This is a genomic window from Citrobacter sp. Cpo074, from assembly GCF_030332745.1.
Lineage (GTDB): Bacteria > Pseudomonadota > Gammaproteobacteria > Enterobacterales > Enterobacteriaceae > Citrobacter > Citrobacter portucalensis.
The window spans coordinates 527548-542630 of record NZ_JAOWHG010000034.1 but is presented as its reverse complement, the minus strand read 5'-3'; the positions used below and the strand labels follow the sequence as shown (position 1 = coordinate 542630).

The 15083-nt window shown below is 54.1% G+C and carries 12 protein-coding genes; 7 read left to right on the top strand and 5 right to left on the bottom strand.

Features of this window, described 5'->3' with window-relative positions; all coding sequences use genetic code 11:
• Window positions 1-7: 7 nt before the first annotated feature.
• From OGX83_RS20710 to trmL, 5 genes are all read left to right on the top strand, one after another.
• Window positions 8-4219, top strand: coding sequence for a YadA-like family protein (locus OGX83_RS20710; RefSeq protein ID WP_286589018.1), 4212 nt, complete (start codon window positions 8-10; stop codon window positions 4217-4219).
• A gap of 296 nt (window positions 4220-4515) precedes the next feature.
• Window positions 4516-6171, top strand: coding sequence for an L-lactate permease (gene lldP, locus OGX83_RS20705; RefSeq protein WP_048215310.1), 1656 nt, complete (start codon window positions 4516-4518; stop codon window positions 6169-6171).
• Window positions 6168-6944: a transcriptional regulator LldR gene (lldR, locus tag OGX83_RS20700; RefSeq protein WP_003024170.1), complete on the top strand. Its 777-nt coding sequence runs from the start codon at window positions 6168-6170 to the stop codon at window positions 6942-6944. Before lldP ends, lldR begins: the two co-directional genes overlap by 4 nt.
• Window positions 6941-8131 (top strand): FMN-dependent L-lactate dehydrogenase LldD, encoded by a 1191-nt coding sequence (lldD, locus tag OGX83_RS20695; protein ID WP_008786460.1) that lies wholly within the window; start codon window positions 6941-6943, stop codon window positions 8129-8131. The genes lldR and lldD overlap by 4 nt, the downstream gene beginning before the upstream one ends.
• Window positions 8132-8171: 40 nt before the next feature.
• Window positions 8172-8645, top strand: a complete 474-nt coding sequence (gene trmL / locus OGX83_RS20690; RefSeq protein ID WP_286589016.1) for a tRNA (uridine(34)/cytosine(34)/5-carboxymethylaminomethyluridine(34)-2'-O)-methyltransferase TrmL — start codon at window positions 8172-8174, stop codon at window positions 8643-8645.
• Between the two features lie 182 nt (window positions 8646-8827).
• Here trmL and cysE read toward each other — a convergent pair whose 3' ends face one another.
• The 5 genes from cysE to OGX83_RS20665 all read right to left on the bottom strand — a co-directional run bounded on the left by cysE (window position 8828) and on the right by OGX83_RS20665 (window position 11995).
• Window positions 8828-9649: a serine O-acetyltransferase gene (cysE, locus tag OGX83_RS20685; protein ID WP_003024160.1), complete on the bottom strand. Its 822-nt coding sequence runs from the start codon at window positions 9647-9649 to the stop codon at window positions 8828-8830.
• A gap of 77 nt (window positions 9650-9726) precedes the next feature.
• Window positions 9727-10746 carry an NAD(P)H-dependent glycerol-3-phosphate dehydrogenase gene (gpsA, locus tag OGX83_RS20680; protein ID WP_008786462.1) on the bottom strand — a complete coding sequence of 340 codons (1020 nt, stop codon included), beginning with the start codon at window positions 10744-10746 and terminating at the stop codon, window positions 9727-9729.
• Window positions 10746-11213: a protein-export chaperone SecB gene (gene secB / locus OGX83_RS20675; protein WP_003024155.1), complete on the bottom strand. Its 468-nt coding sequence runs from the start codon at window positions 11211-11213 to the stop codon at window positions 10746-10748. Before secB ends, gpsA begins: the two co-directional genes overlap by 1 nt.
• 46 nt (window positions 11214-11259) lie before the next feature.
• The gene (gene grxC / locus OGX83_RS20670) at window positions 11260-11511 is read right to left on the bottom strand and encodes a glutaredoxin 3 (RefSeq protein ID WP_003024152.1); all 252 of its coding nucleotides are present in this window, start codon (window positions 11509-11511) and stop codon (window positions 11260-11262) included.
• A gap of 52 nt (window positions 11512-11563) precedes the next feature.
• On the bottom strand, window positions 11564-11995 hold the full coding sequence (locus OGX83_RS20665; protein WP_003024148.1) for a rhodanese-like domain-containing protein: 432 nt from the start codon (window positions 11993-11995) through the stop codon (window positions 11564-11566).
• A 248-nt stretch (window positions 11996-12243) separates the two neighbouring features.
• Between OGX83_RS20665 and gpmM the strand changes: the two genes are divergently transcribed.
• Window positions 12244-13788: a 2,3-bisphosphoglycerate-independent phosphoglycerate mutase gene (gene gpmM / locus OGX83_RS20660; protein ID WP_003827325.1), complete on the top strand. Its 1545-nt coding sequence runs from the start codon at window positions 12244-12246 to the stop codon at window positions 13786-13788.
• Window positions 13789-13821: 33 nt separating this feature from the next.
• Window positions 13822-15081 carry a murein hydrolase activator EnvC gene (envC, locus tag OGX83_RS20655; RefSeq protein ID WP_231504629.1) on the top strand — a complete coding sequence of 420 codons (1260 nt, stop codon included), beginning with the start codon at window positions 13822-13824 and terminating at the stop codon, window positions 15079-15081.
• Window positions 15082-15083 lie beyond the last annotated feature (2 nt).

Here is a 15083-nt window from a genome sequence, read left to right as displayed (position 1 = left end):
CTTATCCATGAACAGAATATTTAAAGTCCTCTGGAATGCCGCTACGGGAACATTTATTGTCACCAGTGAAACCACAAAAAGCCGCGGGAAAAAAAGCGGCCGTAGAAAGCTGGCGGTTTCCGCACTCATCAGCCTTAGCGGTATTATGATCTCAGCGGATGCGCTGGCCAACGCAGGGAACGATACTGGCAGCGGTGTTACTGTATCCGGTACAACGGGAACAGGGTGGATTGCAATTGGTACCGCTGCCACAGCCAATACTTACACCAACGAAGATGGCGCAAGCGCCGCAATGGGTTATCACGCCTCCGCGATGGGGAAATGGAGTACCGCCATTGGTTCATACAGTGATTCATCCGGAGACTCTTCCCTAGCGCTCGGCGTAAAAGCAAGCTCAACCGGCAACCGTGCCATTGCGATGGGTGCCTCATCTTCAGCCGCGGGAAGTTATTCAATGGCAATGGGGGTCAACGCTAACGCCAGCGGAGAAACCTCGGTTGCGTTGGGCAATAAGGCTACCGCGGGCGGCAATAATAGCGCCGCTCTCGGTAATGGAGCAAAAGCGACAGGCACTAACTCCGTTGCCATTGGCGCAGGCTCTACCGCCCAGGAAGACAATTCCGTTGCTGTGGGTAACAGCACCACGCAGCGGCAGATCACCTACGTTGCTAAAGGCGACATCAATTCCAGCAGTACAGATGCAGTCACAGGTGCGCAAATTTATTCTTTAAGTCAATCCGTTGCCGACCGACTAGGCGGAGGCGCCTCCGTTAACTCTGATGGTACAGTGAATGCTCCCCTCTACGAGGTAGGCACAGGCACCTACAATAACGTAGGCAGTGCGTTAAGCGCACTGAACAACTCTATCACTAACACAGAAGCCTCTGTCGCTGGCTTAACCAATGACGCGTTATTGTGGGATGACAGCGCAAGCGCATTCAGCGCTAACCACGCGGGAAGCGCCAGCAAGATCACCAATCTGGCGGCAGGCTCCCTGACCGCGGACAGCACCGATGCCGTTAACGGGTCCCAGTTGTTTGATACAAATGAGAAAGTGGATCAGAACACTGCTGATATCACCACCAATACCGACAGCATCAACCAAAACACTGCCGATATTACCGCCAATACCGACAGCATTAACCAGAACACAACCGATATCGCCGCTAATACGACCAGCATCAATCAGAACACCACTGATATCGCCACCAATACCACCAATATCAACAGTCTGAGCGACTCCGTCACCACGCTCACCGACGATGCCCTGTTGTGGGATGCAGCCTCTGGTGCATTCAGTGCTAAGCACAACGGAAGTGCCAGCAAGATCACCAATCTGGCGGCAGGCTCCCTGGCCGCGGACAGCACCGATGCCGTTAACGGCTCCCAGTTGTTTGGTACAAATGAGAAAGTGGATCAGAACACTGCTGATATCACTACCAATACCGACAGCATCAACCAAAACACTGCCGATATTACCGCCAATGCCGACAGCATTCACCAGAACACAGCCGATATTGCCGCTAATACGACCAGCATTAACCAGAACACAACCGATATCGCCACCAACACTACCAATATCAATAACCTGAGCGACGCTGTTACCACACTCACTGACGATGCACTGCTTTGGGATGCTAACTCTGGTGCATTCAGCGCTAAGCACAACGGAAGTGCCAGCAAGATCACCAATCTGGCGGCAGGCACCCTGGCCGCGGACAGCACCGATGCCGTTAACGGCTCCCAGTTGTTTGATACAAATGAGAAAGTGGATCAGAACACTGCTGATATCACCACCAATACCGACAGCATCAACCAAAACACAACCGATATTGCCACCAACACCACCAATATCAACAACCTGAGCAACTCAGTTACCACGCTCACTGACGATGCCCTTTTGTGGGATGCAGCCTCTGGCGCATTCAACGCTAACCGCAACGGAAGCGCCAGCAAAATCATTAATGTCGCCGCCGGCGACCTTTCTGAAGACAGTACAGACGCGGTGAACGGCTCACAGTTATATGAAACCAACCAGAAAGTAGATCAAAACACATCAGATATTGCAGATATCAATACGACGATCACCAACCTTAGCACTGATGCACTGAGCTGGGATGAAACAACGAGTTCGTTCTCTGCCAGCCACGGAAGTAGTACGGCAAACAAAATCACCAACGTTGCTGCCGGGGACCTTTCTGAGAGCAGTACCGACGCGGTTAACGGCTCGCAGTTGTTCGAAACCAATGAAAAAGTGGATCAGAACACGACCGATATCGCCGCCAATACCACCAACATCACTCAGAACAGCACCGCGATTGAGAACCTGAATACTTCTGTCTCCGACATTAATACGTCCATTACCGGCCTCACTGATAATGCTCTGTTATGGGACGAAGACATCGAAGCTTTCAGCGCAAACCACGGTACCAGCGGTACCAATAAGATAACCAATGTAGCAGCAGGTGAAATCGCCAGTGACAGTACTGACGCCGTTAATGGCTCTCAGCTCTATGAAACTAACATGCTGATTTCTCAGTACAACGAATCTATTAGCCAAATAACCGGCGATACCAGCGAAACCTATATCACGGAAAATGGTACCGGCGTGAAATACATCCGCACGAATGATAGCGGGCTTGAAGGCCAGGATGCATACGCAACGGGTGACGGCGCAACAGCAGTGGGTTACAACGCCGTCGCATCCGGTGCTTCGAGTCTGGCGCTTGGAGAGAACAGCAGCAGCAGCATTGAGGGCAGCATCGCCTTGGGCAGTGGCTCCAGCTCTAACCGCGCTATTACAACCGGTACACAAGCAACGAGTGTAACAAGCGATGGCGTCGTCATTGGTTACGATACAACAGACAGAGAGTTGCTGGGCGCGTTGTCATTGGGGACGGATGGAGAAAGCTATCGTCAAATTACCAACGTTGCGGACGGCTCTGAAGCGCAAGATGCAGTAACAGTTCGTCAGTTACAAAATGCCATTGGTGCGGTCGCCACTACACCGACCAAGTACTACCACGCAAACTCAACGGAAGAAGATTCACTGGCTGTCGGGACTGACTCACTGGCAATGGGTGCGAAAACCATCGTCAATGCTGATGCAGGTATTGGTATTGGTCTGAATACACTGGTGATGGCTGATGCCATCAACGGTATTGCTATCGGTTCTAACGCACGCGCCAACCATGCAAACAGTATTGCAATGGGTAATGGTTCTCAGACCACTCGCGGCGCACAGACTGACTACACCGCCTACAACATGGACGCACCGCAGAACTCTGTCGGTGAGTTCTCTGTCGGCAGTGAAGACGGTCAACGTCAGATCACTAACGTCGCGGCGGGTTCGGCAGACACCGATGCCGTAAACGTTAGTCAACTGAAAGTCACCGACAGCCACGTTGCCGCAAATACCGAAAGCATCAATAACCTGAATACGCAGGTGAGTAGCCTTGATACCCGTGTCACCAATATCGAAAATTCTGTCGGCGATATTGTCACTACGGGGAGCACCAAGTACTTCAAGACCAACACCGATGGCGTAGATGCAAATGCCCAAGGTACGGACAGCGTCGCGATAGGTTCCGGATCTATTGCGGCTGCTGAAAACAGCGTGGCGTTAGGTACAAATTCAGTCGCAGATGAAGCGAATACGGTGTCTGTCGGTTCTTCTACTCAACAACGTCGTATTACCAATGTTGCCGCAGGGGTGAACAACACTGACGCGGTTAATGTGGCGCAACTGAAAGCTTCAGAAGCAGGTTCCGTTCGTTATGAAACCAATACCGATGGCTCGGTTAACTACAGTGTGCTCAACCTGGGAGACGGGAGTGGCGGTACCACTCGGATCGGCAATGTTTCAGCGGCGGTGAACGATACGGATGCGGTGAACTATGCGCAATTGAAACGCAGCGTAGAAGAAGCAAACACCTATACCGATCAAAAAATTGGTGAAATGAACAGTAAAATCAAAGGAGTAGAAAACAAGATGAGCGGCGGTATTGCCTCAGCAATGGCCATGGCTGGTCTTCCACAAGCTTACGCACCGGGAGCCAACATGACCTCGATTGCTGGGGGTACGTTTAATGGTGAAAGTGCCGTCGCCATTGGTGTCTCCATGGTAAGTGAAAGCGGGGGCTGGGTGTATAAATTGCAAGGAACCAGCAACAGCCAGGGCGATTACTCTGCAGCCATTGGTGCTGGCTTCCAGTGGTAATGAAGTAACAATACTCCCGACATCAAAGGCAATGGCATCATGCCATTGCCTTTTCACTTCTCTTTGTTGCCCTCACTCCGCCAATTGGCCCTACCAATTTTAGCCAGATCATACCAACACCTCACATTTCATTAAAATGTGAGTACAATACCGTTGCCAATAAATAACATTTGATTAACCATTCATTGTCATTACCCCTACACAACAATATTGGCAGGGCCACTTTTACACATAATGTGACGAAGATTTGAGCAAAGACTCATTCCATTATGTCAGCGGCCCCCAGGAGACCTGCAATGAATCTCTGGCAACAGAACTACGACCCGGCCGGTAATATCTGGCTTTCCAGCCTGATCGCATCGCTCCCTATCCTGTTTTTTTTCTTCGCCCTGATTAAGCTCAAGCTGAAAGGCTATGTTGCGGCGTCCTGGACGGTGGTGATTGCTCTGGCAGTCGCCCTGCTGTTTTACAAAATGCCGGTCGATCACGCGCTGGCATCCGTAGTGTACGGTTTCTTCTACGGTCTGTGGCCAATTGCCTGGATCATTATCGCCGCGGTATTCGTCTATAAAATCTCGGTGAAGACCGGACAGTTCGACATTATCCGATCATCGATACTCTCGATTACCCCAGACCAGCGTCTGCAAATGCTGATTGTCGGTTTCTCCTTTGGGGCATTCCTCGAAGGAGCAGCAGGCTTCGGTGCTCCGGTAGCGATTACCGCCGCACTGCTGGTCGGTCTTGGCTTTAACCCGCTGTATGCGGCAGGTTTGTGCCTGATCGTAAATACCGCGCCGGTCGCTTTTGGCGCAATGGGCATTCCGATTCTGGTTGCCGGTCAGGTTACCGGACTGGACAGCTTCGAGATTGGCCAGATGGTAGGTCGTCAACTGCCGTTCCTGACCATTATCGTGCTGTTCTGGATTATGGCGATTATGGATGGCTGGCGTGGTGTCAAAGAAACCTGGCCTGCGGTGATGGTCGCTGGCGGCTCGTTTGCTATCGCACAGTACCTCAGCTCTAACTTTATCGGGCCGGAACTGCCGGACATCATCTCTTCTCTGGTCTCACTGGTGTGTCTGACGCTGTTCCTGAAACGCTGGCAGCCGGTACGCATCTTCCGTTTTGGCGATATGGGCGCTTCGCAGGTCGATATGGATCTGTCACGCACCCGCTACACCGCTGGGCAGGTGGTACGCGCCTGGTCACCGTTCCTGTTCCTGACCGCTACCGTCACGCTGTGGAGCATACCGCCGTTTAAAGCGCTGTTTGCGCCAGGCGGCGCGATGTACCACTGGGTGGTCAATATTCCGGTTCCGTTCCTCGACAAGCTGGTTGCCCGTATGCCGCCGGTCGTACACGAAGCCACAGCCTACGCGGCGGTGTACAAATTTGACTGGTTCTCCGCGACCGGTACTGCGATTCTGTTTGCCGCCCTGCTGTCTATCGTCTGGCTGAAGATGAAGCCATCTGCTGCGCTGCAGACCTTTGGTAGCACGCTGAAAGATCTGGCGCTGCCTATCTACTCCATCGGGATGGTGCTGGCGTTCGCGTTTATCTCTAACTACTCCGGGCTTTCATCCACCCTGGCACTGGCCCTGGCACATACCGGCAGCGCATTTACCTTCTTCTCGCCGTTCCTTGGCTGGCTGGGGGTATTCCTGACCGGGTCCGACACCTCATCAAACGCATTGTTCGCCGCCCTGCAGGCCACGGCCGCTCAGCAAATCGGCGTTTCGGATGTGCTGATGGTGGCCGCAAATACCACCGGCGGCGTGACCGGCAAGATGATCTCTCCGCAATCTATCGCAATCGCCTGTGCGGCAGTGGGATTAGTGGGGAAAGAGTCTGATCTGTTCCGCTTTACCGTGAAGCACAGTCTGATTTTCACCTGCATGGTGGGTGTGATTACCACGCTGCAGGCCTATGTCTTAACCTGGATGATTCCATGATAGTGATGCCCAGACGCCTGTCAGACGAAGTCGCATCTCGTGTGCGGGCGCTGATTGAAGAACAACAGCTGGAGGCGGGCATGAAGTTGCCCGCTGAGCGCCAACTGGCCGTACAGCTCGGCGTATCGCGCAACTCGCTGCGCGAGGCGCTGGCGAAACTGGTGAGCGAAGGCGTGTTGATTAGCCGTCGTGGCGGCGGGACGTTTATCCGCTGGCAGCATGAGGCCTGGTCTGAACAAAACATCGTTCAGCCGCTGAAAACTCTGCTGGCGGACGACCCTGATTACAGTTTCGATATTCTGGAAGCCCGCCACGCCATCGAAGCCAGCACCGCCTGGCATGCAGCTATGCGTGCCACTGCTGCCGACAAAGAGAAGATCAGACTCTGTTTCGAGGCCACACAAAGCGAAGATCCAGATCTCGCCTCGCAGGCAGACGTTCGCTTTCATCTCGCCATTGCGGAAGCCTCGCACAACGTGGTGCTGTTACAGACCATGCGCGGTTTCTTCGACGTATTGCAGTCTTCGGTGAAACAGAGCCGCCAGCGAATGTACCTTGTGCCGCCCGTATTTTCGCAACTGACGGCGCAGCATCAGGCCGTCCTGGATGCGATTGTTGCCGGAGATGCCGACGGAGCGCGTAAAGCAATGATGGCGCACCTCAGTTTTGTCCACACCACGATTAAACGATTTGATGAAGATCAGGCCCGCCAGGCGCGTATCACCCGCCTGCCCGGTGACCCTGGTGAGAATAGCAGGGAGAACAACACATGATTATTTCAGCAGCCAGCGACTATCGCGCCGCAGCCCAGCGCATCCTACCCCCCTTCTTGTTCCACTATATAGACGGTGGGGCGTATGCAGAGCACACTCTGCGCCGTAACGTGGCAGACCTGTCTGAAGTGGCACTTCGCCAGCGCGTGCTGAAGAATATGTCCGACCTGAGCCTGGAGACAAAGCTGTTCAACGAAACGCTCTCCATGCCGGTGGCCCTTGCACCTGTCGGTCTGTGCGGCATGTACGCGCGCCGGGGCGAAGTTCAGGCCGCCGCCGCCGCTGATGCCAAAGGCATTCCATTTACGCTTTCCACGGTATCCGTATGTCCGATTGAAGAAGTCGCCCCAACCATCAAACGTCCGATGTGGTTTCAGCTATATGTTCTGCGCGATCGCGGCTTTATGCGCAACGCGCTGGAGCGCGCCAAAGCGGCGGGTTGCTCCACGCTGGTCTTTACCGTCGATATGCCAACCCCTGGTGCACGCTACCGTGACGCCCATTCCGGGATGAGCGGCCCAAATGCCGCACTACGCCGCTACTGGCAGGCAGTCACCCATCCACAGTGGGCATGGGACGTTGGCCTGAACGGTCGCCCACATGATTTAGGTAATATCTCGACTTATCTTGGTAAACCTACCGGTCTTGAGGATTACATCGGCTGGCTGGCGAATAACTTCGATCCGTCGATTTCCTGGAAAGACCTCGAGTGGATCCGCGAATTCTGGGATGGCCCGATGGTGATCAAAGGGATCCTCGATCCCGAAGATGCCCGAGACGCCGTACGCTTTGGTGCGGACGGCATCGTTGTCTCTAACCACGGTGGTCGCCAGTTAGACGGCGTGCTGTCTTCAGCTCGCGCGCTGCCCGCCATTGCCGATGCGGTAAAAGGCGATATCACCATTCTGGCAGACAGTGGGATCCGCAACGGTCTGGACGTCGTACGTATGATTGCGCTGGGCGCGGATAGTGTTCTGCTGGGACGTGCTTATCTGTACGCGCTGGCCACCCACGGTCAGGCCGGGGTGGCGAATCTGCTGAATCTGATCGAGAAAGAGATGAAGGTGGCAATGACCCTTACCGGGGCGAAATCGATTAGCGAAATCAGCCGTGATTCGCTGGTACAGGAACTGGGCAAACAGGTGGCTGACTACCCGATGCAGCCCAAACGTGGAAATGCGGCGTAAACATTAATTTGCTATGCTGCCCCGTACTTAAGGGGGCAGCATGCTAAACATCGTTTTATTCGAACCAGAAATCCCGCCAAATACCGGCAATATTATCCGTCTTTGCGCCAACACCGGCTTTCGTCTGCATATTATTGAGCCAATGGGCTTTACCTGGGACGACAAGCGCCTGCGTCGCGCGGGGCTGGATTACCATGAATTTACCGCTGTGCTACGCCACCCTGATTACGCCGCCTTCGTCGCCGCAGAAAATCCGCATCGTCTGTTTGCCCTGACCACCAAAGGTACGCCAGCGCATAGCGCGGTAAGCTATCAGGATGGGGATTATCTGATGTTTGGCCCGGAAACTCGCGGTCTGCCAGCCAGCATCCTCGACGCGCTGCCTGCCGAACAAAAAATTCGTATTCCGATGATGCCGGACAGTCGCAGCATGAACCTGTCGAATGCGGTGTCGGTGGTGGTGTATGAGGCCTGGCGCCAGTTAGGTTATCCCGGCGCGATATTGCGTAGTTGATTTTTGTCGGATGGCGGCTGACGCCTTATCCGACCTACGAAAGAATTTACCGTTATTTTTCGAGCGTTATCGGCGCAGTCAGGTTGGACACGGACTGCGCTTGCCGACCTGCGCGTACACGTAGTACGTGAGGATGGCGAGCACAGCCCAGGTTCAAGATGACAAGTAAGATAGCTCGGAAATCAGATTCCATCGCCGTATTCGAACGTATGATGTATCCCATTGAAATGCTGATCCATATCCATGGACGGCTTATCGCTGTCTGGCTTACCGACGATGCGTGCCGGAACGCCTGCGGCGGTGGTATGCGGCGGTACGGGCTGTAGCACGACCGAACCTGCGCCAATCTTCGCGCCGCGCCCGACTTCAATGTTGCCGAGAATTTTTGCTCCCGCGCCGATCATCACGCCTTCACGAATTTTCGGGTGGCGGTCACCGCCGGCTTTACCGGTCCCGCCCAGCGTGACGGATTGCAGAATAGAGACGTCGTTTTCAATCACCGCGGTTTCACCAACCACAATGCCGGTGGCGTGATCGAGCATAATCCCACGGCCAATTTTTGCCGCCGGATGAATATCTACCTGGAAGGTAACGGACACCTGATTTTGCAGGAAGATCGCCAGTGCCTGACGCCCCTGATGCCACAGCCAGTGACCGATACGGTAGGCCTGAAGCGCATGAAAGCCCTTCAGATACAGCAGTGGAGTGGAATATTTATCGACAGCCGGGTCACGCGTGCGTACTGCCTGAATATCGCAGGCCGCTGAGGCAATCATTTCAGGATCGGCCGCGTAGGCCTCTTCTACGACTTCGCGAATCGCAATGGCGGGCATGATTGGAGAAGCGAGTTTATTCGCCAGCATATAGCTTAGCGCACTGCCGAGATTTTCATGCTTGAGCAGCGTTGCGTGGTAAAAACTGGCCAGCATTGGCTCACATTCCGCCAGTGCCCGGGCTTCTGCTTTAATGTTTTTCCAGACGATATCCAGTTCTTCACACGGCATTGCGTACTCCAGAAGGTAGCAAAACGACCGATCCGTTCTTCGCGGATCGGGTCGTTATATTCAACAGTTCCTTACAGCTAGTGGCGGCTCAGCTCGTCCTTGCGTGCACGGCCTAATAACGTCAATGCTGCCTCGCGCGCGTTTTTTCCGCAATACAATACTTGATAAATTTCCTCGGTTATTGGCATCTCAACACCAAAACGGTGCGCCAATTCACGAACTTCTTTCGTATTGCGATAGCCTTCAACCACTTGGCCAATCTTGTCCTGCGCACCCTGCACGTCCATCCCCTGGCCGAGCATCATGCCAAAACGACGGTTGCGCGACTGGTTGTCGGTACAGGTCAGCACCAGATCGCCTAAACCCGCCATCCCCATAAAGGTGGCAGGATCGGCCCCCAGCGCCGCACCAAGACGAGACATTTCGGTCAGCCCACGGGTGATCAATGCGGTTCGTGCATTCGCGCCAAAACCGATGCCGTCAGACATCCCCGCACCAATGGCAATGACGTTTTTCACCGCGCCGCCAAGCTGCACGCCAATGAAATCCGGGTTGCTATAAACGCGGAAGCTTTTGCCGCAGTGCAGCAACTGCTGGAGATCGTCAGCAAAAGTGTCGTCCGTCGAGGCCAGAGAAATCGCCGTCGGCATGCCCGCAGCCAACTCTTTGGCGAACGTCGGGCCGGAAATAACCGCCAGTGGAATTGAGTCCCCCAGCGCTTCACGCGCGACGTCCTGCAGCAGACGCCCTGTTTCCGCTTCCAGACCTTTTGTCGCCCAGACCAGTCGTGCGTCAGGACGCATCAATGGTTTGATGTTACGCAGCACTTCGCCAAAGACGTGGCTCGGCACCACCACCAGAATATTACGACTGGCGGCCAATGCAGTGGCTAAATCACTTTCCAGGCGCAGCGTGTCGGGAAAAGGCACATCAGGAAGGAACGCGACGTTGCAGCGATCGTGCTCGAGAGTCGCGATATGTTTAGGATCATGGCCCCACAGGACAACCTGATGGCCATTTCTTGCCAGGGTGATGGCAAGAGCGGTGCCGTACGAGCCGGCACCAATCACAGTCATTGAAGCATTACTTTGGTTCATCAGGCATCCTGATGTTCTTCAGTACCTTCGCCAGCCTGCTGCTGTAAATAGTTCATGAACAGCGCATCAAAGTTGACCGGCGCAAGGTTCAGTTGCGGGAACGTACCGCGTGAAACCAGGCTGGTGATGCATTCGCGGGCATACGGGAACAGAATGTTCGGGCAGTATGCGCCCAGGCAATGCGCCATCTGAGTCCCTTCAATACCACTGATGGAGAAAATACCGCCCTGCTGAACTTCGCACAGGAACGCAGTTTCTTCACCCAGGGAAGCCGTTACGGTGACACGCAGCACTACTTCATACACGTCATCTGCCAGTTGGGTAGATGCGGTATCAAGATCCAGTTTAACCTCTGGCTGCCAATCTTTCTGGAAAACATGCGGTGCATTTGGCGCTTCGAAAGACACATCCTTGGTATAAATACGTTGGATCTGGAAAGCCATTTCAGTGTTATTTTGTTCTGACATGTTGAGAAAACCCTTTAGTGTTGTCCTTTAAATACTTCGGTACGCCTTAACGCAGCAGCGGATCCAGTCCACCACGCGCATCCAACGCATACAAGTCGTCACAACCACCAATGTGCTGTGCATCAATAAAAATCTGCGGAACCGTAGTACGGCCACTGCGCTTGATCATTTCTTCACGCTTCACGGCATCGCCGTCAATCGGAAGCTCCTGGAAACTCACACCCTTGCTGTTCAGGAGCGCCTTTGCGCGATGGCAAAACGGGCAGGTTGCTTTGGTATAGATCTCAATATTGGCCATGACTTATCTCCAGTGTTCTTTTTACCCTGCGGCATGAAAGAAGACGGGTAAATTACTTGCCGCGAACCAGTGGCAGATTCTCACCACTCCAGCCCGCTACGCCATCTTTCAGTACAGACACCTGCTCAAAACCGGCTTTGATCAGCGCAGTCGCTGAATCCTGGCATTGCATGCCTGAGCCATCAACCACAATAACAGGTTTGTTTTTGTGTTTTTCCAGTTCGCCAAAGTTGTTGGCTTTGATTTCGCTCGGCAGCAGGTTCGTAGAGCCTGCGATATGGCCTTTGCGGAAGTCGTCGCGCTGACGTAAATCCACGACAACGGCGTCTTCTTTATTGATGAGACGTGTGGCTTCTCCGCGCGTAATCACCTTCACTTTGGAAGTCAGGCTCTTAAACGTGGTAAATAATACAGCCGCCAGTAACGCAATCCAGGCGATACTCAATACAGGGTGGCGACTAACAAATTGCATAATTTCTTGCATGGGGGGTAACAACTCCCGACTCAGTGATTAAAAAACCAGGAAAGGAGTATACCTGCGCGTTGGCGCAAATACAGCCAGAGCGTGCATTGGATTGCATTTTTGCGGGGCGCTACGGAAAAAAAAACGTAAATCCGCGCCCTCTGCGGTGCGCTCTGGTCGATTATTTGATCTTCCGGGGCTACTTTATCGATTCAGCTGTAGTAAAATTACGCAATTATTTTTTATCTATTAAGTGTGAGGTTGTCGCAATGTCGGTTTCTAAAAAACCTATGGTACTGGTGATTCTGGATGGCTACGGTTATCGTGAAGACAGCCAGGATAACGCCATCTTTAATGCCAAAACCCCGGTAATGGATGCCCTGTGGGCAAAACGTCCGCATACCCTGATTGATGCGTCTGGCCTGGAAGTTGGCCTGCCCGATCGCCAGATGGGCAACTCCGAAGTCGGTCACGTCAACCTGGGCGCGGGCCGCATCGTGTATCAGGACCTGACCCGTCTGGATGTAGAAATTAAAGAGCGTACTTTCTTCGCTAACCCGGTGCTGACCAATGCGGTCGACCAGGCAAAAAATAGCGGCAAAGCGGTTCACATCATGGGTCTGCTCTCTGCGGGCGGTGTTCACAGCCACGAAGATCACATCATGGCGATGGTAGAAATGGCTGCTGAACGCGGCGCGGAAAAAATCTATCTGCACGCTTTCCTTGATGGCCGTGATACCCCGCCGCGCAGCGCTGAACATTCACTGCAGAAATTCGAAGAGAAATTTGCCGCACTGGGCAAAGGCCGCGTAGCGTCCATCATCGGTCGTTACTACGCGATGGACCGCGACAACCGTTGGGATCGCGTTGAACAGGCTTATGACCTGATGACGTTGGCTAAAGGCGAGTTCCAGTTCGCTACGGCGGTTGAAGGCCTGCAGGCTGCTTATGCCCGCGACGAAAACGACGAATTCGTGAAAGCGACCGTGATCCGTGCTGAAGGCCAGGCTGAAGCCGCCATGGAAGACGGCGATACGCTGATTTTCATGAACTTCCGTGCTGACCGTGCGCGTGAAATCACTCGTGCGTTTGTTAACGCTGACTTCGACGGCTTCGCCCGTAAGAAAGTCGTTAACCTCAACTTTGTGATGCTGACCGAATACGCGGCCGACATCAAAACTGCGGTTGCTTACCCACCAGCATCTCTGGCTAACACCCTTGGCGAGTGGATGGCGAAGCACGACAAAACGCAGTTGCGTATTTCCGAAACCGAAAAATATGCGCACGTGACCTTCTTCTTCAACGGCGGCGTAGAAGAGCCGTTCAAAGGCGAAGACCGCATCCTGATCAACTCGCCGAAAGTTGCGACCTACGATCTGCAGCCGGAGATGAGCTCTGCTGAGCTGACCGAAAAACTGGTTGCGGCGATTGAGAGCGGAAAATACGACACCATCATTTGTAACTACCCGAACGGCGACATGGTTGGTCATACCGGAGTGATGGAAGCAGCGGTTAAAGCGGTTGAAGCGCTGGATCACTGCGTTGAACAGGTCGCGAAAGCGGTTGAATCCGTTGGCGGCCAGTTGCTGATCACCGCGGACCACGGTAACGCAGAGCAGATGCGCGATCCGTCCACCGGTCAGGCGCACACTGCGCACACCAACCTGCCCGTTCCGCTGATTTATGTCGGTGGTAAGAACGTTAAAGCAGTCGAAGGCGGCAAACTTTCTGATATCGCCCCGACGATGCTGACGCTGATGGGTATGGAAATCCCGCAAGAGATGACTGGTAAGCCGCTGTTCATCGTGGAATAATCCCTCCCCATGAGGGGAAAGGCGATTAATACCATCACTCGGGCCGTGAAACCACGTAAGTTTTCAGTCAGGCCCTTGTTCTACGCCAGCGCGCTTAGCGCTGGCGTATTGCTGTGCGCCTTTTCCGCCCACGCGGACGAACGCGACCAGCTCAAATCTATTCAGGCTGATATCGCGGCAAAAGAACGCGCGGTACGCCAACAGCAACAACAACGCGCCACCCTCCTCGCTCAGCTTAAAGCTCAGGAACAAGCCATCGCCGTTGCCGCAAGGCAGTTGCGCGAAACGCAAAACTCACTGGCACAGCTGAATGCGCAAATCGCAGAGATGAATGCAGCACTCGCGAAGCTGGAAAAACAGCGGGCCGCGCAAGAACGCAGCCTGGCAGCGCAGCTAGACGCAGCTTTTCGCCAGGGCGAACACACCGGCATTCAGCTCATTCTTAGCGGTGAAGAAAGCCAGCGTGGGCAACGCCTGCAGGCCTATTTCGGCTATCTGAACCAGGCGCGGCAGGAAACCATCGCGCAGCTGAAACAAACCCGCGAAGAGGTCGACTCGCAAAAAGCCGAGCTGGAAGATAAGCAGAGCGAGCAGCAGACGCTACTGTACGAACAGCGCGCTCAGCAGGCTAAGCTGGAACAGGCACGTAACGAACGTCAAAAAACGCTTTCGAGTCTGGAATCATCGATTCAACAGGGTCAACAGCAACTGGGCGAAATGCGCGCCAACGAATCCCGTCTGCGCAACAGCATTGCCCGTGCCGAAGCCGCAGCCAAAGCGCGTGCGGAACGTGAAGCACGCGAGGCGCAGGCCGTGCGCGATAAGCAACAGGATGCGTCACGAAAAGGCTCAACCTATAAACCGACCGAAAGTGAAAAATCACTGATGTCGCGTACCGGCGGTTTGGGCTCGCCACGCGGTCAGGCATTCTGGCCCGTTCGTGGTCCAACGTTACATCGTTATGGCGAACAGCTGCAGGGTGAGCTACGTTGGAAGGGGATGGTTATTGGTGCATCCGAGGGCACCGAAGTTAAAGCCATTGCCGATGGTCGTGTCATTCTGGCGGACTGGCTGCAGGGCTATGGCCTGGTGGTCGTCGTTGAACACGGTAAAGGCGATATGAGCCTGTACGGTTATAACCAGAGCGCACTGGTCAGCGTCGGTACGCAGGTTCGCGCCGGGCAGCCTATAGCACTTGTGGGTAGCAGCGGCGGTCAGGGCAGGCCGGCACTCTATTTCGAAATTCGTCGCCAGGGTCAGGCGGTCAATCCACAGCCGTGGTTGGGAAGATAAGT